The organism is Acinetobacter septicus, assembly GCF_019355975.1.
Classification (GTDB): domain Bacteria; phylum Pseudomonadota; class Gammaproteobacteria; order Pseudomonadales; family Moraxellaceae; genus Acinetobacter; species Acinetobacter ursingii.
The window spans coordinates 1,341,271-1,365,592 of sequence record NZ_CP079898.1; the positions used below are offsets into that span (position 1 = coordinate 1,341,271).

General features: G+C 41.2%; 18 protein-coding genes and 1 rRNA gene. 11 read left to right on the forward strand and 8 right to left on the reverse strand.

Annotation, left to right across the window (positions count from 1 at the left end):
* Nucleotides 1-15 precede the first annotated feature (15 nt).
* A 16S ribosomal RNA gene (locus I6L31_RS06420) occupies nt 16-1,552 on the reverse strand.
* Nucleotides 1,553-2,110: 558 nt separating this feature from the next.
* On the opposite strand from I6L31_RS06420, the gene I6L31_RS06425 reads away from it, so the two are divergent.
* The 5 genes from I6L31_RS06425 (at nt 2,111) to I6L31_RS06445 (ending at nt 6,125) form a co-directional block, all read left to right on the forward strand.
* Nucleotides 2,111-3,010, forward strand: a complete 900-nt coding sequence (locus I6L31_RS06425) for an MlaA family lipoprotein (protein WP_005002529.1) — start codon at nt 2,111-2,113, stop codon at nt 3,008-3,010.
* A 126-nt stretch (nt 3,011-3,136) separates the two neighbouring features.
* Nucleotides 3,137-4,105 carry an RsbU family protein phosphatase GigA gene (gene gigA, locus I6L31_RS06430; RefSeq protein WP_005002526.1) on the forward strand — a complete coding sequence of 323 codons (969 nt, stop codon included), beginning with the start codon at nt 3,137-3,139 and terminating at the stop codon, nt 4,103-4,105.
* Between the two features lie 113 nt (nt 4,106-4,218).
* Nucleotides 4,219-4,740, forward strand: coding sequence for an anti-anti-sigma factor GigB (gigB, locus tag I6L31_RS06435; protein WP_005002524.1), 522 nt, complete (start codon nt 4,219-4,221; stop codon nt 4,738-4,740).
* A gap of 31 nt (nt 4,741-4,771) precedes the next feature.
* Nucleotides 4,772-5,596, forward strand: coding sequence for a carbon-nitrogen hydrolase family protein (locus tag I6L31_RS06440; RefSeq protein WP_005002522.1), 825 nt, complete (start codon nt 4,772-4,774; stop codon nt 5,594-5,596).
* 82 nt (nt 5,597-5,678) lie between these two features.
* Nucleotides 5,679-6,125, forward strand: a complete 447-nt coding sequence (locus I6L31_RS06445) for a MarR family winged helix-turn-helix transcriptional regulator (RefSeq protein WP_004993071.1) — start codon at nt 5,679-5,681, stop codon at nt 6,123-6,125.
* A gap of 421 nt (nt 6,126-6,546) precedes the next feature.
* Here I6L31_RS06445 and gspE read toward each other — a convergent pair whose 3' ends face one another.
* Nucleotides 6,547-8,034 carry a type II secretion system ATPase GspE gene (gspE, locus tag I6L31_RS06450; protein WP_004993069.1) on the reverse strand — a complete coding sequence of 496 codons (1,488 nt, stop codon included), beginning with the start codon at nt 8,032-8,034 and terminating at the stop codon, nt 6,547-6,549.
* A 99-nt stretch (nt 8,035-8,133) separates the two neighbouring features.
* Here gspE and I6L31_RS06455 point away from each other — a divergent pair, with 99 nt between their 5' ends.
* Nucleotides 8,134-8,958 carry a hypothetical protein gene (locus I6L31_RS06455; RefSeq protein ID WP_004994631.1) on the forward strand — a complete coding sequence of 275 codons (825 nt, stop codon included), beginning with the start codon at nt 8,134-8,136 and terminating at the stop codon, nt 8,956-8,958.
* Between the two features lie 9 nt (nt 8,959-8,967).
* Nucleotides 8,968-9,888, forward strand: coding sequence for a mechanosensitive ion channel family protein (locus tag I6L31_RS06460; protein WP_004994636.1), 921 nt, complete (start codon nt 8,968-8,970; stop codon nt 9,886-9,888).
* Between the two features lie 59 nt (nt 9,889-9,947).
* On the opposite strand, the gene I6L31_RS06465 is transcribed toward I6L31_RS06460, so the two are convergent.
* Nucleotides 9,948-12,800 carry a DUF2339 domain-containing protein gene (locus tag I6L31_RS06465; protein WP_005002521.1) on the reverse strand — a complete coding sequence of 951 codons (2,853 nt, stop codon included), beginning with the start codon at nt 12,798-12,800 and terminating at the stop codon, nt 9,948-9,950.
* 148 nt (nt 12,801-12,948) lie between these two features.
* Here I6L31_RS06465 and polA point away from each other — a divergent pair, with 148 nt between their 5' ends.
* Nucleotides 12,949-15,711: a DNA polymerase I gene (gene polA, locus I6L31_RS06470; protein ID WP_005002520.1), complete on the forward strand. Its 2,763-nt coding sequence runs from the start codon at nt 12,949-12,951 to the stop codon at nt 15,709-15,711.
* Between the two features lie 87 nt (nt 15,712-15,798).
* Here polA and I6L31_RS06475 read toward each other — a convergent pair whose 3' ends face one another.
* The 5 genes from I6L31_RS06475 to ppx form a co-directional block, all read right to left on the reverse strand.
* Complete coding sequence (locus I6L31_RS06475; protein ID WP_005002519.1) at nt 15,799-16,365, reverse strand: YggT family protein; 567 nt, start codon at nt 16,363-16,365, stop codon at nt 15,799-15,801.
* Between the two features lie 16 nt (nt 16,366-16,381).
* Entirely contained in the window at nt 16,382-17,218 is an 837-nt protein-coding gene (gene proC / locus I6L31_RS06480) for a pyrroline-5-carboxylate reductase (RefSeq protein WP_004994642.1), read from the reverse strand.
* Entirely contained in the window at nt 17,215-18,594 is a 1,380-nt protein-coding gene (tilS, locus tag I6L31_RS06485) for a tRNA lysidine(34) synthetase TilS (protein ID WP_080632312.1), read from the reverse strand. Before tilS ends, proC begins: the two co-directional genes overlap by 4 nt.
* Nucleotides 18,531-19,355, reverse strand: coding sequence for an acetyl-CoA carboxylase carboxyltransferase subunit alpha (locus I6L31_RS06490; protein ID WP_004993051.1), 825 nt, complete (start codon nt 19,353-19,355; stop codon nt 18,531-18,533). Before I6L31_RS06490 ends, tilS begins: the two co-directional genes overlap by 64 nt.
* 74 nt (nt 19,356-19,429) lie before the next feature.
* A complete protein-coding gene (gene ppx, locus I6L31_RS06495) occupies nt 19,430-20,950 on the reverse strand; it encodes an exopolyphosphatase (protein WP_004993048.1) in 1,521 nt (506 codons plus the stop codon).
* A 277-nt stretch (nt 20,951-21,227) separates the two neighbouring features.
* On the opposite strand from ppx, the gene trxA reads away from it, so the two are divergent.
* The 3 genes from trxA to I6L31_RS06510 all read left to right on the forward strand — a co-directional run bounded on the left by trxA (nt 21,228) and on the right by I6L31_RS06510 (nt 23,868).
* Nucleotides 21,228-21,554: a thioredoxin gene (trxA, locus tag I6L31_RS06500; RefSeq protein ID WP_004993046.1), complete on the forward strand. Its 327-nt coding sequence runs from the start codon at nt 21,228-21,230 to the stop codon at nt 21,552-21,554.
* A 336-nt stretch (nt 21,555-21,890) separates the two neighbouring features.
* The gene (gene rho, locus I6L31_RS06505) at nt 21,891-23,159 is read left to right on the forward strand and encodes a transcription termination factor Rho (RefSeq protein WP_004993042.1); all 1,269 of its coding nucleotides are present in this window, start codon (nt 21,891-21,893) and stop codon (nt 23,157-23,159) included.
* 412 nt (nt 23,160-23,571) lie between these two features.
* Complete coding sequence (locus I6L31_RS06510) at nt 23,572-23,868, forward strand: hypothetical protein (RefSeq protein ID WP_004993040.1); 297 nt, start codon at nt 23,572-23,574, stop codon at nt 23,866-23,868.
* Nucleotides 23,869-24,322 lie beyond the last annotated feature (454 nt).

Sequence of the window (24,322 nt, forward strand, 5' to 3'; positions counted from 1 at the left end):
AACCAATCTTTTCGTTAAGGAGGTGATCCAGCCGCAGGTTCCCCTACGGCTACCTTGTTACGACTTCACCCCAGTCATCGGCCACACCGTGGTGAACGTCCTCTTTGCAGTTAGACTATCCACTTCTGGTGCAACAAACTCCCATGGTGTGACGGGCGGTGTGTACAAGGCCCGGGAACGTATTCACCGCGGCATTCTGATCCGCGATTACTAGCGATTCCGACTTCATGGAGTCGAGTTGCAGACTCCAATCCGGACTACGATCGGCTTTTTGAGATTAGCATCCTATCGCTAGGTAGCAACCCTTTGTACCGACCATTGTAGCACGTGTGTAGCCCTGGTCGTAAGGGCCATGATGACTTGACGTCGTCCCCGCCTTCCTCCAGTTTGTCACTGGCAGTATCCTTAAAGTTCCCACCCAAAGTGCTGGCAAATAAGGAAAAGGGTTGCGCTCGTTGCGGGACTTAACCCAACATCTCACGACACGAGCTGACGACAGCCATGCAGCACCTGTATGTAAGCTCCCGAAGGCACCAATCCATCTCTGGAAAGTTCTTACTATGTCAAGACCAGGTAAGGTTCTTCGCGTTGCATCGAATTAAACCACATGCTCCACCGCTTGTGCGGGCCCCCGTCAATTCATTTGAGTTTTAGTCTTGCGACCGTACTCCCCAGGCGGTCTACTTATCGCGTTAGCTGCGCCACTAATCCCTCAAAGAGACCAACGGCTAGTAGACATCGTTTACGGCATGGACTACCAGGGTATCTAATCCTGTTTGCTCCCCATGCTTTCGTACCTCAGCGTCAGTGTTAGGCCAGATGGCTGCCTTCGCCATCGGTATTCCTCCAGATCTCTACGCATTTCACCGCTACACCTGGAATTCTACCATCCTCTCCCACACTCTAGCTAACCAGTATCGAATGCAATTCCCAAGTTAAGCTCGGGGATTTCACATCCGACTCAATTAGCCGCCTACGCACGCTTTACGCCCAGTAAATCCGATTAACGCTCGCACCCTCTGTATTACCGCGGCTGCTGGCACAGAGTTAGCCGGTGCTTATTCTGCGAGTAACGTCCAGTAGCTGGTAGTATTAATACCAGTACCCTCCTCCTCGCTTAAAGTGCTTTACAACCATAAGGCCTTCTTCACACACGCGGCATGGCTGGATCAGGGTTCCCCCCATTGTCCAATATTCCCCACTGCTGCCTCCCGTAGGAGTCTGGGCCGTGTCTCAGTCCCAGTGTGGCGGATCATCCTCTCAGACCCGCTACAGATCGTCGCCTTGGTAGGCCTTTACCCCACCAACTAGCTAATCCGACTTAGGCTCATCTATTAGCGCAAGGTCCGAAGATCCCCTGCTTTCTCCCGTAGGACGTATGCGGTATTAGCATCCCTTTCGAAATGTTGTCCCCCACTAATAGCCAGATTCCTAAGTATTACTCACCCGTCCGCCGCTAAGATAAGGTGCAAGCACCTCATCTCCGCTCGACTTGCATGTGTTAAGCCTGCCGCCAGCGTTCAATCTGAGCCATGATCAAACTCTTCAGTTAAAATCATTTCGCGTCTTAGTTAAGACAAGACGCCAATTCTGGCTCATCAATTACTGACAAATTCTCTCAAATAAACTTCGAGTAATTTAAACCAATCAATCAATGATAATATTTCGATCAATCAATTAGTAAAAATCCACACAAGTTGTTCTTCTATATTCTTAATGATCTTCTTCATGCTTCGTCAGCATCAAGCTAGGTCGGCTATATTACTCTCAATCTCTTAAAAGTCAACAGGCAATTTAGATATTTTTAAAACTCAATCTACTCAACTAAAATACCAATCAAATCCCTCAAGACCCAACCAACACCCTGTTTTTCAACAAGTTTTTATCCGAATCACCGCCGATGAGTGCGCATTCTACAGCATTCCACAACCAACGCAAGTCCTTTTATTTAATATTTTGAGTGTTTGATCGGTTTTTAATCTTTTTATCTTTTTTATAACATTTTTTACCCAGTTTTGTTTTAATAACAGCTATGATCCTATTATTCAATAGAACCATCTTTATATAGAATGGTATAAAATCTTGCCGCAAGAGGCGACTAAGGATTCTTATGCATTACTCAAAACTCGTCTTTATTGGACTTCTTTCAACTGGCATGTCTTTTCACCTTTTTGCTCAAGAGAGTACAAATGATGTGGTGACTGATGCTACAGAAGACTCGTCTATTCCTGAATCTGATACGCCTGAACACCGTGCACGATTTCAGAAGTTAAAGGAAATCAAAGACGATCTTAAAAATGTTAAGGCCAGTGATTTCAAGGTAAATGCGAATGCTGCACAGCCTGATCAAGTTAAAGATCCTTTACAGCCACTTAATCGTCAATTTTATGCTTTTAATGATGCTTTAGATCGAACTATTGTGCGTCCGATCGCTGTTCAATATACCCAAAAAACACCTGAACAAGTTCGTGGTTCTTATCGCCAGTTTCGTAAAAATTTAGGCGAACCGTGGAATGCTGTAAATCAGTTAATTCAGGGTCGACCTTCTCGTGCAGCAAAAACATTTGGCCGTTTTACGATTAATACGTTAACAACCTTGGGCTTAGCCGATCCAGCACGTCGCTTAGGCTTACCCGCTGAAGAAGAAAGTTTTGGGGTAACACTTGGGTATTATGGTGTTCCATCTGGGCCATTTTTGATGTTACCGTTCTTTGGTCCAAGTACGTTACGTGATGGTTTTGGACTTGCTGTAGATAGTCAAGCACGTCCACAAAAATATATTATGGATGATCAAGACGGTTTATATTGGTCGACCAATATGTTGCAAGCGATTGATACTCGTGCGCAAGTTCTCGATATTGAGCAAATTTTGCAAGGCGACAAGTATGCAGTCATTCGTGATCTATACTTACAGCGTAAAAACTTCCAGATTGCAGAGAAAAAAGGCAATTCCACAGAACAAATCCAGTTTATCGATGATGAATCAGATGATTCAGGTGATCAAAATTAAGCTTTAGCTTACATAATGTATTCATTTAAGATTGTTAGAGATTGAGTTTTTCTAGCAATCTTTTGATTTCTATAGTACATCTATTATAGTAAATGTGATTATTAATAAGGTTCCATTTAATCGTCTATGTATTTTATTCAACCGACACGTTCAGTCCCTCATTTAGATAAAGCCCTTGATGAGCTACCGAGCCTACAAGTCATTCACATAGATGATCTGGAATTATATGACCCTACGATTATCGCGATTGCAGATGTTCAGGATTTTTTACAATACCAGTGGGCACTACCTACCGTAGTTATTGCACGTGAAGACGAAGGTGCAGCCCTTGCTCAAGCTTGGCAACTTGGTGCACTTGCAGGTTGGATTTGGGGAAAATTGCCGCAAAACCCTGTAGAAGCTTTATTGCAGATTGATGCTCAATATAAGCGTAATCAAGATAGTCGTGATCTACCTGCTGCGGCTGAATTGCAGAAGAAACTCCTGCCCAATACCCTCGATTTACTCGACTATAAAATTGAAACTTTTTTTCAGCCTTCTGCGTATTTATCAGGTGACTGGTATGATTACTGGAAGCTTAATGATAAAGAAGTATTATTTTATTTAGCCGATGTTTCTGGACATGGGGTCACCAGTAGTTTACTCACTTCATGGATGGCGGCTTTTCATGGACGTTCTAAAACGCCACGAGAGTTAATTAAAAAACTCAATGGAATGCTGTTACAGGAAAATATCGAAAAGCATATTACGATGGTGGCAGGTATTTTAAATCTACACACCCATCAAATTCGCTGGTCAAGTGCTGGTCACTACCCGCCTCCGATTATTTTTGAACCTAATCAATCGCCTAAAATTTTAAACACCAGTAGTTTTCCTCTGGGTTTAACGGATGATCTGGATATTGAAGAATTCGAATTTACCTTAAATCGTCAGACTCGGTTTATTATTTGTTCAGACGGTGCACTCGAACCTTTTGATGGTGGACTAAATGAACAGTTTGCTCAATTGGTTGATCATTTACAAAAACAGTCTTTTCAAGCCCCTGAACATGTTGCTGATGACATTGCAATCCTAAGTCTTTGTCGACTGAATTAGCAGCATAATCAATAGCATGTCTTTTTAGTATTCTTTATACGACTGTTAGATACTTGAGTATCTAAGCGCCCTATGTGATAATTTTGCAATCCTTCTCTGAAAATGGCATTTATATGTCAACAGGTCATGTTGAATATGCAAGCTTGAATGGAACGCATATTTTCAAACTTATTGGTGAAGTACGCGCCCAGTCTTGCATAAGTCTAGACAAACTTCTAAATCGAATTGAACAACAGCAAAATGTGGTTGGTGCAATTGTCGATTTAACTGAAACAACTTTTATTGATAGTACGGTTCTTGGAATATTGGCAAAGCTAGGTCTAAAACTGAAGCAGATCCATCATATTCAGGCAGTCATGTTATCAACCAATCCGGATATTACGACTCTGGCCAATAGCATGGGGCTAGGGCAGGTTTTTGTTATCTTGAATTATTGTAAAGAACCACAAGTGTGTACGCGTGAATTATGTGAAGAAGAAATTACACATAACACCATGCTTAAAACAGTACTTGATGCACATAAAACCCTGATGCAACTAAACGAAAATAACCAAAATATGTTTGAGCCTTTAGTCAAACAACTACAAAAAGAACAAGATACAATGGATCAAGTATCTGCTAAGCAAAACGCTTAACCTCCAGATATTTTCAGGATAAAATTGGCATATGACTTTACTCTCTGTTGCACAAATGAATTCTCAAAATGAGATCGACGATAATTTTCGTATGATCGAGTCTTTGATTCAACAGAGTAAAGCGCAACATGCAGAGTTGATCGTATTTCCTGAAAATTTTGTCTGTTTTGCTGCGGGGAAACAGCATGAAACAGCAGCACAATTTGAACATATCCAGCAGCGTTTAGAACAACTGGCACATCAATATCATATTTGGATTATTGCAGGGACATTGCCCTGCCCATTTCGTCCTGATGGATCGATCATTCAAGATGGACGTGTACGTACAGTCAGCTTATGTATCAGTCCTGAAGGGACACAGGCACGTTATGACAAAATTCATTTGTTTGATGTGCAAGTGGGTGATGCTGTCGGAGGGTATCAGGAATCCAAGTTTTTTGAACCCGGTGATCAGCCTGTGGTCGCCAAAACACCGTTTGGCAATATCGGGATGATGGTCTGTTATGATCTTCGTTTTCCAGAACTGGCATTAACTCTTCGAGCGCAAGGTGCACGCATTTTAACTGCTCCAGCGGCTTTTACTTATACGACAGGTCAAATGCATTGGCAGCTTTTATTACAAGCTCGTGCAATGGATACTCAATGTGATGTATTGGGTGCAGCGCAACAAGGCTGGCATGGTGAAAAGCGTCAAACTTGGGGGCATACAGGAGCAACCAATAGTCGTGGACAGCTTTTGCAGATGATCCAAGATGAAGGCGCAGGACTCATCACAATTGAATTCGATGCCAAAGAACAGGATCAAATTCGAGCATCTATGCCACTGATGCAGCATCGACGTTTAATTTCTTTTTGATACATCATATTTTTTTATTACTGAAATCATTTATTTAAAGCTATAATCCAATATCGCATCTTTTTTGTATTGAAGAATTTTTATGCAACAAGATTCATCGGGTTTACAACTAGATAATCAGTTGTGCTTTATGATTTATTCTACGAATCTTGCATTTCATCAGATTTATCGAAAAGTTCTAGCATCCTTAGGGCTAACGTATCCTCAATATCTGGTGATGCTCGTATTGTGGGAAAAAGATCAGGTGACCGTTTCTGAAATAGGCGCGCGTTTATTTTTAGAATCCTCCACCTTAACTCCGCTTTTAAAAAAACTGGAATCACATCAACTGATTCAACGTCAACGCTCGTCTCAGGATGAACGACAAGTGATTATTACCTTGACTGATTCAGGGATTAATCTGCAAAAAAAAGCACTCGAAGTTCCTGAAAAAGTCATTAGCACGACATCCTGTGATTTAGATCAGCTGTTAGCACTCAAAGATCAATTACAGATTTTACGCAATAATCTACTTATGCATAACAAATAAAATTTAAAAATATTTTGAATATCATCTTGCTAAATTATTTAAATCGCATACTATATATTTAAGCACAAATTAATATCATACAATTTATTTAAGCAGTACTCAGTCATCATGATAGGTTTATTCATACCTAAACAATGATAAGCATTTGCCATGATAAACAATGCTTCTAAAGGTGAATGTACTGAGTTAAAGGAAATAAATCGTTAAATAGATTTTGATATTGAAGCCATTAGCACTGTCGTTTTCAGGGCTAGTTTTCAGGATAGTTTTTTGATGAGATAAGCCATCATAAAATTGACTGCTAGACAATTAGCTAAAGAATAGGCTTTCAATATCACCCCCAATGCATACTCCCTCTCATGCATAGCACAAAGCACCTTAATCGGTGCTTTGTGCTTTTTAAATTTTAAAATTTTGTTCGCTATTCTTCAGCTTGATTGGTCACACGTAATACTTCTTCCAATGTGGTTTTCCCCGCCAATACTTTTCTTAAACCATCATCACGAATTGAACCTGAATATTGACGAGCGTAGCGCTCTAGTTCAAATTCAGCAGCATTGCCGTGAATGAAACGGCGCATTTGGTCATCTACAGGGACAATTTCATAAATAGCAGTTCGCCCAGTAAAACCTAAATGTGAACAATGCTCACAACCTTGAGGCTCTGGTAGTTTTAAGTTTTCTTCAGCACTAATATGCTGAAATAATTGACGCTCAAAATCATCTGCTTCGCGCCAAGTCGCGCAATGTGAACATAAGGTCCGGACCAAACGCTGAGCGATTACCCCAATTAAGGAACTTGATAGAAGAAAAGGTTCAATTCCCATATCTTTTAGACGAGTGACTGCACCAATTGCAGTATTGGTATGCAACGTAGATAAAACCAAATGCCCTGTCAATGAGGCTTGTACAGCAATTTCAGCTGTTTCCAGATCGCGGATTTCTCCGACCATCACGACATCGGGATCTTGACGCAACATGGCTTTTAAAGCACGGGCAAAGGTCATATCCACTTTGGTATTGACCTGAGTTTGCCCAATCCCTTCTAACTGATATTCAATAGGATCTTCAGCAGTCAAAATATTGCGAGTATTGTCATTTAAATCAGAAAGCGCCGCATATAAAGTCGTGGTCTTACCTGAACCTGTCGGCCCTGTGACTAAAATGATGCCATGGGGTCGGTGTACCAAATGCGTCAAGCGTTCGTAATCGTTTGACATCAGTCCCAAATGGGTCATGTTTAAACGTCCTGCCTGTTTATCCAGTAACCGCATCACCACACGTTCGCCATGTGATGAGGGTAAAGTTGAGACCCGCACATCCACTTCTCGACCCGCTAAACGCAACGAAATACGACCATCCTGAGGAATACGTTTCTCGGCAATATCCAATTTTGCCATAACTTTGATACGTGAAACTAATAAAGGCGCAAGTTCACGGCGCGGCTGTACAATTTCACGCAGTTGACCATCGACGCGCAAACGCACTGAAAGTTTTTTTTCAAAAGATTCGATATGAATATCTGACGCATTGACCCGAATGGCTTCAGACAAAAGTGCATTAATCAACCTGACAATCGGCGCATCATCTTCCTGATCCATCAAATCTTCAGCTTCTGGCACCTGATCTGCCAAACTTAATAAATCTGGGTGGTCTTCAAGCCCCGCGGCAACTTGTTGCGATTCCCCTGTATCGCCTGCATAACTTGAACTCAGTAATGCATTAAAACTCTGATCATCGCAAATTTGATGTTGAGCTGGTTTCCCTACGATCCGTCTTGCTTCCTGCAAGGCAATCCACTCTGTATTTTGACGGCGTACAATAAAGACTTGATCCCCTTCATAACGCAACAAAACGCCATGACGTTTCGCAAAACTATATGGAATTTGTATTTGTTTAAGTATTTGCATCACAAATTTATAATGATCAAAAATAGAGTTTTGAGTGTACTCTAAGCGTACTACAGCGTGAAGTCTGTTTTTACAAACTCACCAGAGGAATTTTTTAACTTGGAACAACAGCAATACGATCATCTCGAACCCGAGCAAACCAATTTAAAATGGTGGGGTGAACAGAAATTTGAACTCAGCGAATCTAAAGCATGGCAGTTTGGATCATTGCTCTTTCGTTTGACACGCGGAATTAATGAATGGCGACTGGAGTATTATCGTCCACAATACCAACATGACTATGAACAACAATGGCAGAGAATTGCAGATCCACATTTTGCCTTTCCACAAGGGGCAAAAATTGAACGCTATATGTTTCGCAACACCCATAATGAATTTCAACTGATGCCACGTTTGGCAGATCGTTCTGTGGTTATCAAACCCGTCGATCCCATTTATATTCCAGCAGGTGAACGCGGAACACTTTATATTAGTACGCCATTATGGATTGCAGGCTTTGTTGAAAATCAGAGAGAACCCATTTTTGATCTTCCAGTGATTCGCCCCAAAGATACCTGGTTTGGCCCTGATCATCGTACTGGGGAAATGTGTTATGCCACAGCGGTTGATGGTCGCACCGATTTAAATCTACTTAAACCCCGCGCATTTCGAGCCGTTACCCCTGTTGAATTTCATAACACCAGTAGCCAACAATTACGTTTTGATCGTATGAATGTGCCTGTGTCTGCTTTGCCTTTATTTTATAGTGAAAGCACTAATCGCTTATGGACATCTCAAATTAAAGTCATACACGAAGGTTCAGATCGTCCACCGCGTATTCGTCTAGAAAATCGTACTCCCCCATTGGCTGGTGAAGTCACTTATGTACATCCACCACGTTCGCCAGGCGGTGCATTGTTTAACATGTTTGATTCATTTTTCTAAGGAGGCATTATGGCAGATTCCAATATCCCCAAAGATGTCGCTGTCAGCCTCAAAGGGATTTTTACCAATATTAATCTGGATCGACTGAGTGAGATTCTGGTCGCTGTTGTTCTATGTTTAATTGGCTTTATTTTTGCCCGCTTGGTTTCAAATACGTTTATCCGAACCGTAGGCATGCGCTTCAATGCACACCAACGAATGGTTTGGCGACGCGGGATTTTCTACTTTATTTTTATTATTTTTGTGATGGCTAGCCTGAAAGAAGCAGGCTTTAAACTCAGCGTATTTTTAGGCGCAGCCGGAATTTTAACTGTCGCTTTGGGTTTTGCTTCACAAACCTCAGCCAGTAACTTGATTAGCGGTTTGTTCCTGATTGGTGAAGGTTCATTTGAGGTCGGAGATACCATTCAAATTACCTTAATTCGTGGTCATACCATTGAAGGACAAGTGATTTCGATCGATTTACTTTCGGTCAAATTACTGACATTGGATAATGTCTATGTACGTTTACCCAATGAACAATTGATTCGAGCTCCCGTCATGAATATGTCCAAGTATCCAATACGACGTATTCCGATTACCCTCGCCATTAACTTTCAGGAAGACATCATGAAAGTGCGCAAGGTTCTTCTTGAGGTTGCATCCAGATATCCTTTGGCATTAGATGACCCCAAACCTGAGGTGACTGTCACCGCCTTTCGTGAATCTTCAATTGAGCTGTTATTTTCAGTCTGGTGCCGTCAAGAGTTGTATTTAAAAACTCGCGATGAATTGCAAGAACGTATTCGTAATGGCTTTTTGGAAAATCAAATTGAGATTCCTGTACCGAAGATGGGCTTTGTTGATCGTCCACCAACAACGCCTTTAACAGAAGATGACATTGACTCCTATGCCAATACACAGGAACTGAAACGAGAACCAAAACTTTAGGTGACTTAACAAGGGTGGTTTGCCACCCGCTAAAATAGTATATCCATAAGCTTTAAAATTTAACGCTCAATGCTTTCCTTATTTGATTGTGCTGGTGGCAATGGCGCCAGATAAGCAATGACCAACATGATACCTCCAGCACCAATAAATGAAACCACACGAGTTAAGGTTCCACTCTGCGACAAATCAAGTACCACTAGCTTAATCACCACAATAGCAAGTAATGCTGCCCCAACAAACCAAAGCTGACGGATTTGACGCTGACTTGAAAAAGTCATGAGCACGAAAGCCAAAATTACCCAAAGTAAAGTTAAGCTAAGTTGTACCGTACCATTCGACCAAATTGTCCAGCCCCAAAGAGGTGTCGCCAAATACATATGTAAGGCCCGAACGACAATACTGCTAAACACCACCAAGGCAATCAGAATGCTGACCACTTTAGAAAACCATTCTAATGTTTTAAATGAAGCGGTAAAATTATGATGATAAACCATCCACAATAATCCAGATAACAAACTTAAGCACAGTAAATCTACAGGATTGAAGATCGGTAAATAATAAGCGACAAAAACCTGATCACTTAAACTGACTATTAACAACCAAAACCAAGTCAGTGCCCAAACTGAAAACTGATCTAGCATAAGGTCATTTTTTCGCTTAAACAGCCAAATGCTATATAAGACAGGAATCACAGCGAAAGAAAGCAATGCAGCATCTGGCCAAAGTGCTGGACCTATTGTCGCCAAACTTAGCCAAAGTAAAGCTGCCCACCAAGCATTAAACTTCGAATCAATTTGCTGGATTTTTTGAATACCAATCAAGAGCAATGCCAAAGTGGTTGCTACAATGAAAAAGCTCATTTGCTGTAACGAAGCAATCCAATCAAAATGTGTGAATAGTCCCTGTTGAATCAGCTCTACGAAACACAAGCCGATAAAAATACTCAGAATCATCAACTGCGGAAACTGCCAATCCAAACGTGCGCGTAAATACATCACTCCAGTAAAGCCAAAATATAAAACTGCGGCGATCGCCAAATAAGGGCTTAAGCCCTGCCCGTGCCATGTAAAATACTCGACACCTGCCACTGCACCTGAATATAAAGCCAGACTCAAAAATAAACTGGCAATGACTGATGAATCCTGTCGAGAGGATGGATCTCGAAATAAAAAATATGCCGAAATGAATTGTGAAATCGCATAGATACTGGTGCTTAACACAGGAAAATGGTCATCTGACCAGACTTGATAAAATAGGACAACAGAACTGAGTACGACTAAAAATATCCCCAGATAACGACTCAATCGATACCGCTCAGAAACACCCCAAACAATTAAAGCTGTCCCTTGCACCACCCAACCAATTGCTGTCCAGTGCGCCCCTTGATATAACGGGAAAATCAGCGCAATAAATGCCACCGCTAAAATAAAAAAACTTTTGGCTAAAATTGATAATTCAGATTGTTTTTGTTTAATCCACCAGCCCAAAGCAGCATAAGTTCCCCCCAGAAGTGCTGCCCCCAGAGTCAGTGCTAGACTTGACTGTTGCACTAAAAAAGCATGTAAGGAAAATCCTAAAATCGGCACACTAAAAATCAAACCGACATCGACCAATGGTGGAAGTTGAATATTGGATTGATGGTTTAAGGAAGAATCATTTAAAGACTGATCTTTTAAAGAGCGATATTCTTTCTGAATCAGTTGGCTATAACGTACACTCAGCCAGATAAACAAGGCGATATGCAGCCACAAAATAAGATCAAGCGTATGATATTGTGCTGGATTTGCATAGAGAACAATGACACTGCCCGCAAGTAATCCTGACGCGAAAAAAGCAATTTTATTGAGTATTTTCCATGGCTTGATAAAATTCATCGCGGCCACAGCCAGATTAATCATCAAATAGTAACTCAATAAAAAGACACTATCTGGATGCGATTGTGGAATCAATAAAGGTGCAAGATAAGCCATACTTAATGCAAGCATCGATAGATAAACCGCATTTTGTTTTAAGCTCAAAGCGACCGTAATAAGCAACAAAACAGCAAAGCCAACACTTGCGATGCTTAAATTTGCAATCACCGCATAATGATGCGCAAAAATTAAAGTTAGGAAAATAATTGCCAGACCTGCGCCTTGCAAAGCAACTGCAAATAATGCGTTCTTTTTTCTCAAATAGTAGCCAAATACAGTCAATGCACCGCCTGTAATGGCGATTCCCAATAATTTTATACTCAAACTGAGTTGCCAATGTTCGCTGGCAAAACGCAATAACAACACCACCCCAATCATTAAAATCGCAATCGCAACTCGTAAAATTGGATTACCATGCATCAGCCAATCCAGTGCTGGTTGCCACCATGCCCGTTTTTTAGATGGTGGATCTACAGCAAGAGCATCATGAGTCGGATCATTCTCTAGGCTTGACAATACCGGTGTATCACTTTGAGATTGGAACCACACAGGAGTTTCCGATTGCTCCAAATGATTCAATTCAATTGGTTCAACATCAGAACTCAGTGATGTTTGTTGTATCTTTTTATGGTTTTCAAGATTCTTTAGACGCTCATTCATCGAACTTAACATCTGAATCAGACTAAACAACACTAATCCACTTCCAACTAAAATAGCCGAACCACTGTGCAAATAGTAACCTGCAAGAGCAATTAAAGTTCCAAGATATATAGCCCATTGCGGTAAATATAAATGACCAACAGATGCAGTCATTTGATATTGCTGTTCAAGCTGTTGAATACGGCGTTCAAAAGCTGTGAATTGTTGTACGATAAAAAAGATCAAAAGTACAATAACAACGGCCACTGCATTTTTGATCTCAAAAGCAAGTGCAACCAATAAAGCGACAGTAAGAATAATGATGATTATCGTGGGGTAATACTTATCATTTTTATACATATTAAAAAAACAAACTCAGTTATTTTAAAGCTATCTTACCTCATCAAAACATCTGCGTATATTTAGCCACCGTCCCTAAAGGCGAAGTTCTACATTTTGCTTCATTTTCACGTAGAATAAGACCCAATCGTTCGTAAGGAAGTATTCAATGCCACCATTTGTTTTGGTTGATGGGTCTTATTTTTTATTTCGTGCCTTTCATGCACTCCCACCGTTGACGACCTCAACAGGATTACAAACCAATGCAATACGTGGTGCGATTTCTGCCATTCAAAAACTGATGCGCCGCACTCAGCCCACGCATATGGCGGTAATTTTTGATACCCCAGAACCGACTTTCCGACATGAACTTTCGCCTATTTATAAGGGCGACCGCCCAAGCATGCCCGATGAGTTGGCACAGCAAATTCCATATTTGCATGCCTTAATTAAAGCGTTAGGCATTCCTTTATACATGCTACCGGGTGCAGAAGCCGATGATATTATTGGGACGTTGGCGAAACATGCAGAAAAAGAAGGTCATCAAGTCTTAATTTCGACTGGTGATAAAGACATGGCGCAACTGGTCAATGAAAAAGTCACGCTTGAAGATAGTTTCAAAGATAAACCGATGGATATTCAAGGGGTTTTTGATAAGTTTGGCGTATGGCCGAACCAGATCATTGATTACCTAACGCTGATGGGTGATGCCTCAGATGGCATTATGGGGGTACCAGGCATTGGCGCTAAAACCGCAGCTAAACTGCTAACGGAATATGGCTCGATCGGTGGCATTTTAGAAAATGTTGATCAAATCAAAGGTAAAGTTGGCCAGAGCATTAAAGACAATGTCGATGGTATTGCCATTGATCATCAACTTGCGAGTATCGTCTGCGATCTGGACTTAGGTCTAACATGGGATGATTTAAAACTACGTGAGCCACATGTCGATAGCTTACGTAATCTCTATACCGAACTCGAATTTAGAAATCAGTTGCAATCTTTAGATCATCCTAATAATCCTGTCAGCAACAGCTATAAAGAAGCCAACAAAGAAATCGCTAAAGCTGAAAGTGCGCAACCTACTGAAACAGAAGATCAATCTAGCATGACCAGTGATGATGATCAGCTCGGTGCTGCCAATTATCATACGATTCTCACCCAAGATGCATGGGACAATTTATTCAAGCGTTTACAGACTGAGAAACGTTTTGCCATTGATACAGAAACCACCAGTCTGGACTATCGTGTTGCCGAAATGGTCGGTTTCTCTATCGCTTTTGATGCTCATGATGCTTATTACATTCCACTATCCCATGATTATGAAGGCGCGCCACAGCAACTTGATCGTGAGCAAATATTGGCACAAATGAAGCCCATTCTGGAAGATGATTCAGTCCAGAAAATTGGACATCACCTTAAATACGATGCACATATTTTTGCTAATCATGGCATTGACCTTAAAGGTTGGTATTTTGATACCATGCTGGCCTCTTATGTGTTGAACTCAGTCGCCACACGTCATGGTATGGATGATGTAGCGCGAGTCTACCTAAGTCACTTGACCACAACTTTTGAACAAATTGCAGGAAAAGGCGCAAAACAAAAAACCTTTAATCAGATCGAAATTGAAGTTGCTGCACATTATGCTGCCGAAGATGCACATGTCACCTATCGCTTATATGAAGTGTTGGCAAAAAAACTAAAAGCTTCACCTGAGCTTGAAAATATTCTGTATCACATCGAAATGCCTGTGGCATCTATCCTCACGGGTATGGAAGAAGCTGGCATTAAACTTGATCATGCCTTTTTGGATCAACTCAGCCTCGAATTTACTGAAACTATTCAAGGTCTGGAAAATCAGGCAATTGAATTGGCAGGCGAAACCTTTAACGTCAGCTCCCCTAAACAAGTGGGTGAAATTTTATTTGATAAAATGGGGCTAAAAGGCGGCAAAAAAACCGCAACAGGTCAGCACAGTACAGGGGAAAGTATTCTTGAGAAAGTCGAGCATCCGATTGCAGAAGTGATCTTAGAACACCGTACTTTATCGAAGTTGAAAAACACCTATACCGATCGTTTGGTCGAGCAATCACACAACGAAACGCATCGAGTGCATACCAGTTATCATCAGGCATTGACTGCCACTGGTCGTTTATCTTCTTCAGATCCGAACCTACAAAATATTCCCATTCGTGGAGAAATTGGTCGTCAAATTCGCAAAGCCTTTATCGCTCCTGAAGGTCGCGTATTATTGGCTGCCGATTATTCACAAATCGAATTACGTTTAATGGCACATTTTTCTCAAGATGAAGCTTTACTCGATGCATTTAAACACGGTCAGGATGTACACCGCCGTACCGCCGCCGAAGTATTGAACATTCCGCTAGAAGAAGTCACCCATGATCAGCGCCGCCAAGCCAAAGCTGTTAACTTTGGCTTGCTGTATGGAATGTCCGAATTTGGTTTGATTCGTCAATTGGGTTTTACCCGTGAAGAATCACAAAACTACATTAAACAATACTTCCATCGCTATCCGGGTATTTATGAATATATGCAACGTACCCGTCAGGTGGCTTTAGAACAAGGCTTTGTAGAGACCATTTTAGGTCGTCGTTTATATACGCCAGACATTGATGCCCGAAATATGATGGTGCGTAAAGGTGCAGAACGTGCCGCGATTAATGCGCCATTGCAAGGCAGCGCGGCGGATATCATTAAACTTGCGATGATTGAAGTGGATAAAATGCTGCCAAAGGATCAGGCCGTATTATTACTTCAAGTCCACGATGAATTGGTATTTGAAGTCGATGCTGATTTGGCAGATGAACTGGCTCCAAAGTTGGCTGAAACCATGCAATCGGTGGTTGAAATTTCAGTGCCTTTAGTGGTTGAAGTCGGTAAAGGATTGAACTGGGAAGAAGCACATTAATCTTTAGAGAAAATCCAGATAAAACAAAGGCCGATTGATTCGGCCTTTGTTTTATCTAAGTTTTATTCATTTAAAACCACATCAATTTTACAATCCAGTCAGTAAAATTTTTGCAACTTCATTCATTAAGATTTCAGCAATATATAAAGCTAAAAATGCAATAATTGGAGAAAGATCAATCATGCCCATATTCGGCAATAATCGACGAAATGGTGCAAGCAAAGGTTCAGCCAATTCCTGAATCACTTCAATATACGGAGAACGTGATTGAGTAAACATCACGACCCAACTCAAAATAATCGTAGCAAAAATCAAATAACGGCAGAAACGGATTAAATCCTGAATCATGGTCACAAAAGTTAAAATCAACAAATGGATCGGGCTATTTGGCATCGCACCAGAAAGATACATCACCCCAAAAATTTTGAGCAGGTACAACACGATTAAAAGTGCCAATGCCGCTAGATTGACACGACCTTTTGCCACTGTCGGAAAAATACGACTAAAAATATCCACAATTTTAGTCGCTTTGACCGTTGATAAAACTACAGGGTTATAAGGACTTACCCCTGTCAACTGCATTAAAAAGCGGAAGAACACCAATAAAATGGCAACATTAATTAAAATACCAAAAATAAGCGCAGAACTCGCCATACTGTTACTTTCCTACTTAATGGGTCTTGGTACTGTCACTTAGCTCATGTGCTAATTCTTGACTACGTTTTTGTGCAGCAGCAAGTGCTGTCTGGATATTCTGTGAAATCTGGGCGCGATCAAAGACTTCAAGGGCCGCTTGGGTTGTGCCATTTGGAGACGTCACATTTTTACGCAATTCCGCTGGGGTATTGGAACTGGTAATTGCCATTTGTGCTGCACCCAAAGCAGTTTGCAAAGTGAGCGCAGTCGCGACTTTTTCATCCAGTCCCATATTTTTTCCAGCGCGAATCATACTTTCCATTAAATAGAAAAAGTACGCTGGGCCTGAGCCTGAAACCGCTGTCACAGCATCAATTTGTGCTTCAGAATTTACCCAAATCGTTAATCCTGTTGCCGCCAAAATCTGACTGGCTAAATCACGGTCTTTCGTTGTCACATTTTCATTGGCATATAAACCATGAGCACCAGTCTGAACCAAAGCAGGTGTATTCGGCATGACACGTACAACTCGATCCGTTCCAGTCAATGCAGCAATCGTCTCTATTTCTGCTCCAGCAATAATCGAAACAATTAACTTACCTTCAAATAGACCATGTAAAGGTTTTAAAACAGTACCTAAAACTTGTGGTTTAACTGCTAAAACGACCACATCGGCATTCTTAATGGCTTTTACATTATCATCCACTGCCTGAATTTCTTTTTCATGCAATAACTGACGAATTGCTTCGACAGGATCAGACACCATAATCCGAGTTGTTGGTAATCCACGTGCCAGCAAGCCACCAATCAGGGCTTGCGCCATATTACCACCACCAATAAATGTGATATTTGAATTTAATGTCGCATTCATGAATTATGCTCAACTCGCAAATTATCTATCTCAGAACTTAAATGTGGCAACCAACCGTCATTTTCACAATATTTCGATTGTGCTAGCCAAAACCCTTTTGGGGTAAAAACCCCTAGCATAACATTATCTATGGCTAATATTTGAATTGTATGACGTAACCACGGCAAAATTTGTGCCTCTTGTATGGCTTTTTTTAATGGCCAATGTCCAACACGCCCATATAAATGGATTTTTTCACCGCCCTGACGTGAGTGTATCGTTAAGTTTTGCTTTAATAAATCAGCAGAAAGTCCTATCTCAGCATAAATGATTTTAAATTTCCCTGAAATTAAAGAAATACTTTGATTAAGATCTAGACAAATCGTACCAGTTACATGAGAACAATTTTTTGACGCTAAATATAAAGTTTTAGCAATTCGATAAAGTTGTTTTTGATAACGGACATAATAGTGTCCATGCCAATGCAAAGCCGACTGGGCATCTGCTTTGGCATTGATCACTTCTTGTTGTAAACGCGCCACCATCTCAAAAGGCGGTCGATAATCTGCCTCCCCTTTCATCCACGCCGATAAAAGCTGACGCTGCCGAGGCAAACTGAGTTGTTGTAATTTTTCCAAATCAATTTGAGTGCTATTACCACAATATTGTAGATCTTGTAGAAATACCTCTTGCAAAATGTTGTGGGCATCCTGCATTAAAATACTGGTACGGCTCAAAGCTTGCTGCATTTTGGGATAACGTTGTTGCAATAATGGCCAGACCTCTTGACGACACCATGCCCGATCATACTGTGTGTCAAAATTGGTCTGATCTTGTACAAATGGCAGATTTAATTGCATCGACCATAATTCAATTTGTTCACGCGACAACGATAAAAAAGGTCGCCACAATTGAAAATTTTCCCGATTTTCCAATGCTTGCATGGCAGACAGACCATTGACTCCTGCACCTGACAGTAATCGCAGTAAAACAGTTTCTGCCTGATCTTGTTGATGATGTGCCAAGACTAAAATGTCATGAGATTTTAAATGTTGTTGATATGCAGAATAGCGTGCAGTACGTGCCTGATTTTCCAGATTACCTGAGGCAACTTCAACCTTCTGAATAATAACGGGAATATTGAGTTGCTGTGCATAGTTTTGCACAAAAAAACCCCATTCATGACTGGAGGCTTGTAATTGATGATCGATATATATCGCACGAACGTGCGCTGGAAAAACAATCGACATTAAATGCAGCAATAGCATGGAATCCATGCCACCACTGCATCCAATTAAAAATGTGGTTTCAGGTGAAAACTGTTCAGCTTGATTTAAGAGGTGAGACCTAAATTTTCGCTGCCAAATTTCATTAAACGCTGGTAACGAGCTTCGCATCGTTCATCTGCATCCATCGGTAGCAATTCATCTAGCGCCTGTTTTAACACGACTTGCAGATTTTGCATAACCTGTTCTGGATGTAAATGTGCGCCTTCGCCTTCATCGACGACATATTCGACAATACCAATCTTTTGCAGCTTATCTGCAGTCAGTGCCAAAGCATCACTGGCTTGCTCTGCCTTTTCTGCTGTTTTCCATAAAATAGAGGCACAGCCTTCAGGTGAAATCACTGAATAGATACTATGTGACAACATAATCACACGGTCAGCAACGCCAATCCCCAACGCTCCACCAGAACCACCCTCACCTAATACTGTCGCAATGACAGGCACTTTTAAGTGAGACAGTTGCGCCAAGCTCGTTGCAATCGCTTCAGCCTGACCGCGTTCTTCTGCACCGACACCGGGATATGCTCCCATGGTATCGATAAAGGTAAAAACAGGCAGATTAAAACGTTCCGCCATATCCAGTAAGCGTTGTGATTTACGATAACCTTCGGGATTCGACATCCCAAAATTATGTTTTAACTTTTCACGGGTACTACGACCACGATGCTGACCCACCACCATGACTGGGCGGCCTTCAAAACGTGCTAAACCACCGACCATTGCACCATCATCACCAAACAGACGATCGCCATGCAAGGCATCAAATTCAGTGAAAATTTCACCGACATAATCTAGAAATTGTGGTCGATCAGGATGTCGTGCAATTTGTACGGTTTTCCACGCTTTAGACTGAGCAGCTTTACTTTTCATAAGTCGAGTATTATCCCTAAATTGGGGCGTATTGATGGCATATTGCACATGCTCAATCGCCCAACCAAGTCGAGTTAATCGATAAATTTTTCCGACTGAATATCCAACTCAATGTCCCAATGCTTAAATTGCTCTTGCTCATCATGCAGATCGGCAACCAGCAACGGCCATTGTTTTGCATCACCAGAAACACTAAGTTGCCATTGTTGACTATTTAGTACTGTCAATTCAATGGCAGGAAGCATCTGATCACTTCGGCTGTGATTGAGTAAAACAGCCAAACGTAGCAGTAGGCAAAGATAGACCAATTTGATGCCGCCGCCTTTTAAAACGTCGTGTTTAGCGTCATTACGCAATTTGCGGCGATGATAGGCAACCAACAAAGATAGATGATTTTGGTCAATTTGTGAGAAGCCTGGAATGTCCGAATGTTGCAATAAGTATGCACCATGACGATGATAACCACCGTGACTGATCGCTAAACCTATTTCATGTAAATAGGCTGCGCGGCGCAATAAATCACTGTCTTCGTTGGTTAAATCCAGTTGTTGCGCGACATCATCAAACAATTGTTGTGCGGTATTGACCACCCGCTCTGCCTGTTTTAAATCGGCATTATAGCGCCCCATTAGTGCCTGTACGCTTCGATCACGAATATCTTCATGCTTAAAACGACCAAGTAAGTCGTACATGACCCCTTCACGTAGCGCACCATCTGAATATGCGAGTTTATCGATATTTAGAACATCAAAAACTGCATATAAAATCGCCAAGCCTGCTGGCAAAACTGCTCGCCGATCGTCTTTTAAACCTTCAAAATCGATCTCGGCGCTATGCTTAAATTTGAGGAGTTTATCTTTGAGTTTTTCCAGACCGTCACGTGTGACATTTTCCTGTTCATCGCTTAAGCCCAGATTGACCATAATTTGCTTGGCCGCTTTGATAGTGCCTGAAGAACCAACAACAGTGTCCCATCCTTCAGCTTTATAGGTATTGGCAATTGCAGATAATTCTTTACGTGCCGCTGTGACAGCCTTATCAAAAATTTTAGGGCTAATATCACCTTCTGGAAAAAAAGCTTTGGTATAGGCAACACAACCCATTTGTAAAGATTCGGTTTGAATTGGCTCAAACTCTTCACCAATAATCAGCTCTGTTGAACCACCACCAATATCAATCACCAATCTGCGACCACCGTTCGCCATGGTATGCGAGACGCCCAAATAAATTAAACGAGCTTCTTCACGACCCGCAATAATTTCGATGGGTTTAGGTAATATTTCAGCTGCTTTTTGAATAAATTCATGACCATTTTTAGCCTGACGCAAAGCATTAGTTGCCACAATCCGCAAACGATTCGGCTGTACCGAACCCAAACGCCCGACAAAACGGGCCAGACACGCCAAACCGCGCTGTTGCGCGGCTTCGGTCAAATTTTTATTTTCATCAAGGCCTGCCGCCAATTGCACTTTTTCAGACATTGAAGCGACTTTTTTGACTTCACCATGATCTACACGTGCAATGGCTAAATGGAAGCTGTTCGATCCCATGTCGATGGCAGCAAGTAATTCTTCATCAATTAAAAAATCAGCCATTGAAACTAACCCCTACAGAATTGTCGCTTAGAGTAATTCACATACATGCAATTGAAAAGCCATTTTTGCCAATCAGTTGGCTGCTTTTATATAAAAATAATGACGATCTAGCATTGTTTGTCACGATGATCAGCATTGCCAACATCTATTAGACAAATTAATCGAATCCTTGAATAATGTAAAACAACCCTTACATTGACCTAGAAGGCTATGTAATACTTCATGCCGATACGTTCTTATCCTTCTAAAAATTTCTTAAAAGATTTGGAGCAAGCTTATGTCTGCTAATATTGTAAATACCACTGATGCTGATTTCCAAGCAGATGTTCTAGACTCACAAACGCCTGTACTGGTTGACTTCTGGGCAGCATGGTGTGCGCCATGTAAAGCCATTGCGCCTGTGCTTGAAGATTTGTCTCAAGAATACGAAGGTAAAGTAAAAATTGTAAAAGTAGATGTGACTTCTTGCGAAGAAACTGCGGTGAAGTACAACATCCGTAATATTCCTGCACTACTTTTGTTCAAAGACGGTCAAGTTGTTGCTCAACAAGTGGGTGCGGCACCTCGTTCTAAACTTGCTGCATTCCTGGATGAAAACACCTAAGTTTTTGCCAAACGATGCGAGTCCCTAATACGCTATTTCAAATAGCGTATTTTTTTTGCTGAAAAATTGACAAATGCGCTGATCTGACTTATATTTCTTGAGCAAGAAGTGCTGAAGGAAAATCACTTCACCTGCCTTCTTACAAAGCAAGACACAAAACATAAGATCGCCGCTCGGCACTAGCAATTGTTTTCATATATTTCATACCGAAACAATCAACCAGACTTCTGCGTTTGTGACTATGCAAGTGCGTATATTTCGCATTTGAAACTTGCGGCTGACTTTTGCTTCTCTTATTTGACTCCAACTTTATTTTCCTTATCAATCTGACCACTTATGAACTTAACCGAACTCAAGAAAAAACCGATTGGCGAACTCATTAAGATTGCTGAGTTTATGGGCCTTGAAGGAATGGCTCGTAACCGTAAGCAAGATATTATTTTCGCCATCTTAAAACGCCACGCCATGAACGGTGAAGAAATCTTTGGTGATGGTGTTCTCGAAATCCTCTCTGATGGTTTTGGTTTTTTACGTTCAGCTGCGGGTTCTTACCTTGCAGGTCCAGACGACATCTATGTCAGCCCTTCGCAAATTCGTCGTTTTAATTTGCGCACAGGTGACACGATTACAGGAACCATTCGCCCACCAAAAGAAGGTGAACGTTATTTTGCACTGTTAAAAGTCAACCAAATTAACTACGACACTCCTGAAAACTCTCGTAATAAAATTCTTTTTGAAAACTTAACGCCACTTTTCCCAACCGAGCAACTGGTCATGGAGCTTGGTAACGGTACCACTGAAGATTTGACCTCACGTGTTGTAGATCTTATTGCGCCAATTGGTAAAGGCCAGCGTTCCATCATTGTTGCCCCACCTAAAGCGGGTAAAACCATGTTATTACAAAACATCGCACAGTCGATTGTTCGTAATAATCCAGAGGTTTTCCTGATCGTTCTACTCATTGACGAACGTCCAGAAGAAGTCACTGAAATGGAACGTACCGTTCGCGGTGAGGTCGTGGCTTCCACTTTTGATGAATCTCCTGCACGTCATGTTCAAGTTGCCGAAATGGTGATTGAGAAGGCGAAACGTCTGGTTGAGCACAAAAAAGATGTCGTGATTCTACTCGACTCGATTACTCGTCTGGCTCGCGCCTATAACACGGTGATTCCATCATCAGGTAAAGTGTTAACGGGTGGTGTCGATGCGCATGCTCTCGAACGTCCAAAACGTTTCTTTGGTGCAGCACGTAACATTGAGGAAGGCGGTTCACTGACCATCATTTCAACTGCATTGATCGAAACTGGCAGTAAGATGGATGATGTGATCTACGAAGAATTCAAAGGTACAGGTAACCAGGAAATTACACTGGATCGTCGTATTGCCGAAAAACGCGTCTTCCCTGCAATGAATATCAAGAAATCTGGTACGCGTCGTGAAGAGCGTTTGATGGATGAAGATAACCTACGTAAAGTCTGGATTCTACGCAAACTACTGCATCCAATGGATGAGCTTGCTGCAATGGAATTCTTACTTGATCGTATGAAAGAAACCAAAACCAATGATGATTTCTTCGATCAGATGAAACGAAAAGCAGCGAATTAATTTCATTGTTATTTCATATCAAGGCTGCCCATATGGCAGCCTTTTGTTTTGGTTGACATTTTTTACATAAATATACAATTGTAGGTATTTAATGTTAAACCCCGTGTTATTAAATGATAAATTTCAAGATTAAAAAGAAAAAACGTTTAGCTTTTAGAGGCTTAACAATTATTTCTCCAATATAAACTGACTTTTTGATTGTTATTTTCTGTTAATAATTCGTCTATTTTATCGCTTTTTTCTCTTAATTTTATCGTTCAGCAGTAGTATTTCATCATAGGCAATGATAGCATATTTCCAGACCAGTTAGACTGCTCCATGCGTTGTTACCTAGCTTCGTTAGGAATAATTAAAGCACAAACAGGCTAACACCGGTTTTTTTTAATCTCACAAAATTTATGAGAGTGATGCCATGTTATTCAAGAAAATCGCTATTGCTGCTGCTATCGCTACTACTTTAGCTTTCGTTGGTTGTGCAAAGAAAACTGAAGAAGCTGCTGCTGACGCTAACGCTGCTGCATCTGAAGCTACTGCTGCTGCATCTGAAGCTTCTGCTGCTGCAACTGACGCTGCTGCTGTTTCTGCTCCAGAAGCTGCTGCTGCTGCATCTGACGCTGCTGCTGCTGCTGACACAGCTGCTGCTGCTGCAACTGACGCTGCTGGCGCTGCAACTGACGCTGCTGCTTCTGCATCAGAAGCTGCTCACTAATCTAGTATCTAGATTTAGTGTCAAAAAAGAGAGCTTTTTAGCTCTCTTTTTTATTTAGAAATGATTCACTATTAAATTAATAAATTCACGATTCACGATTCACGATTCACGATTCACGATTCACGATTCACGATTCACGATTCACATATTATTGCTTAGGATCATAATTTTCATAACCATAAGCTCCTTTTCCTTTCTATTTACCAGTTCATTATTATTTTATTTTTTATAATAAAATCAAGGCATAGTGCATTCAAATCGATTTTGCAATATTAGAGTCATCTAATGAAAAGTATTAGGTTCAGCGTAAATTTTATCTCGAATTTCAAACAAACAGCCTACACCTTCAAATATATAAGAACGGCAAATAAAGTGATCAAAGGTCATATGTAAATTTCTGGATTTTCTAAATCACCCAATTAGACATAAAAAATGGCAGGATTAAACCTGCCAT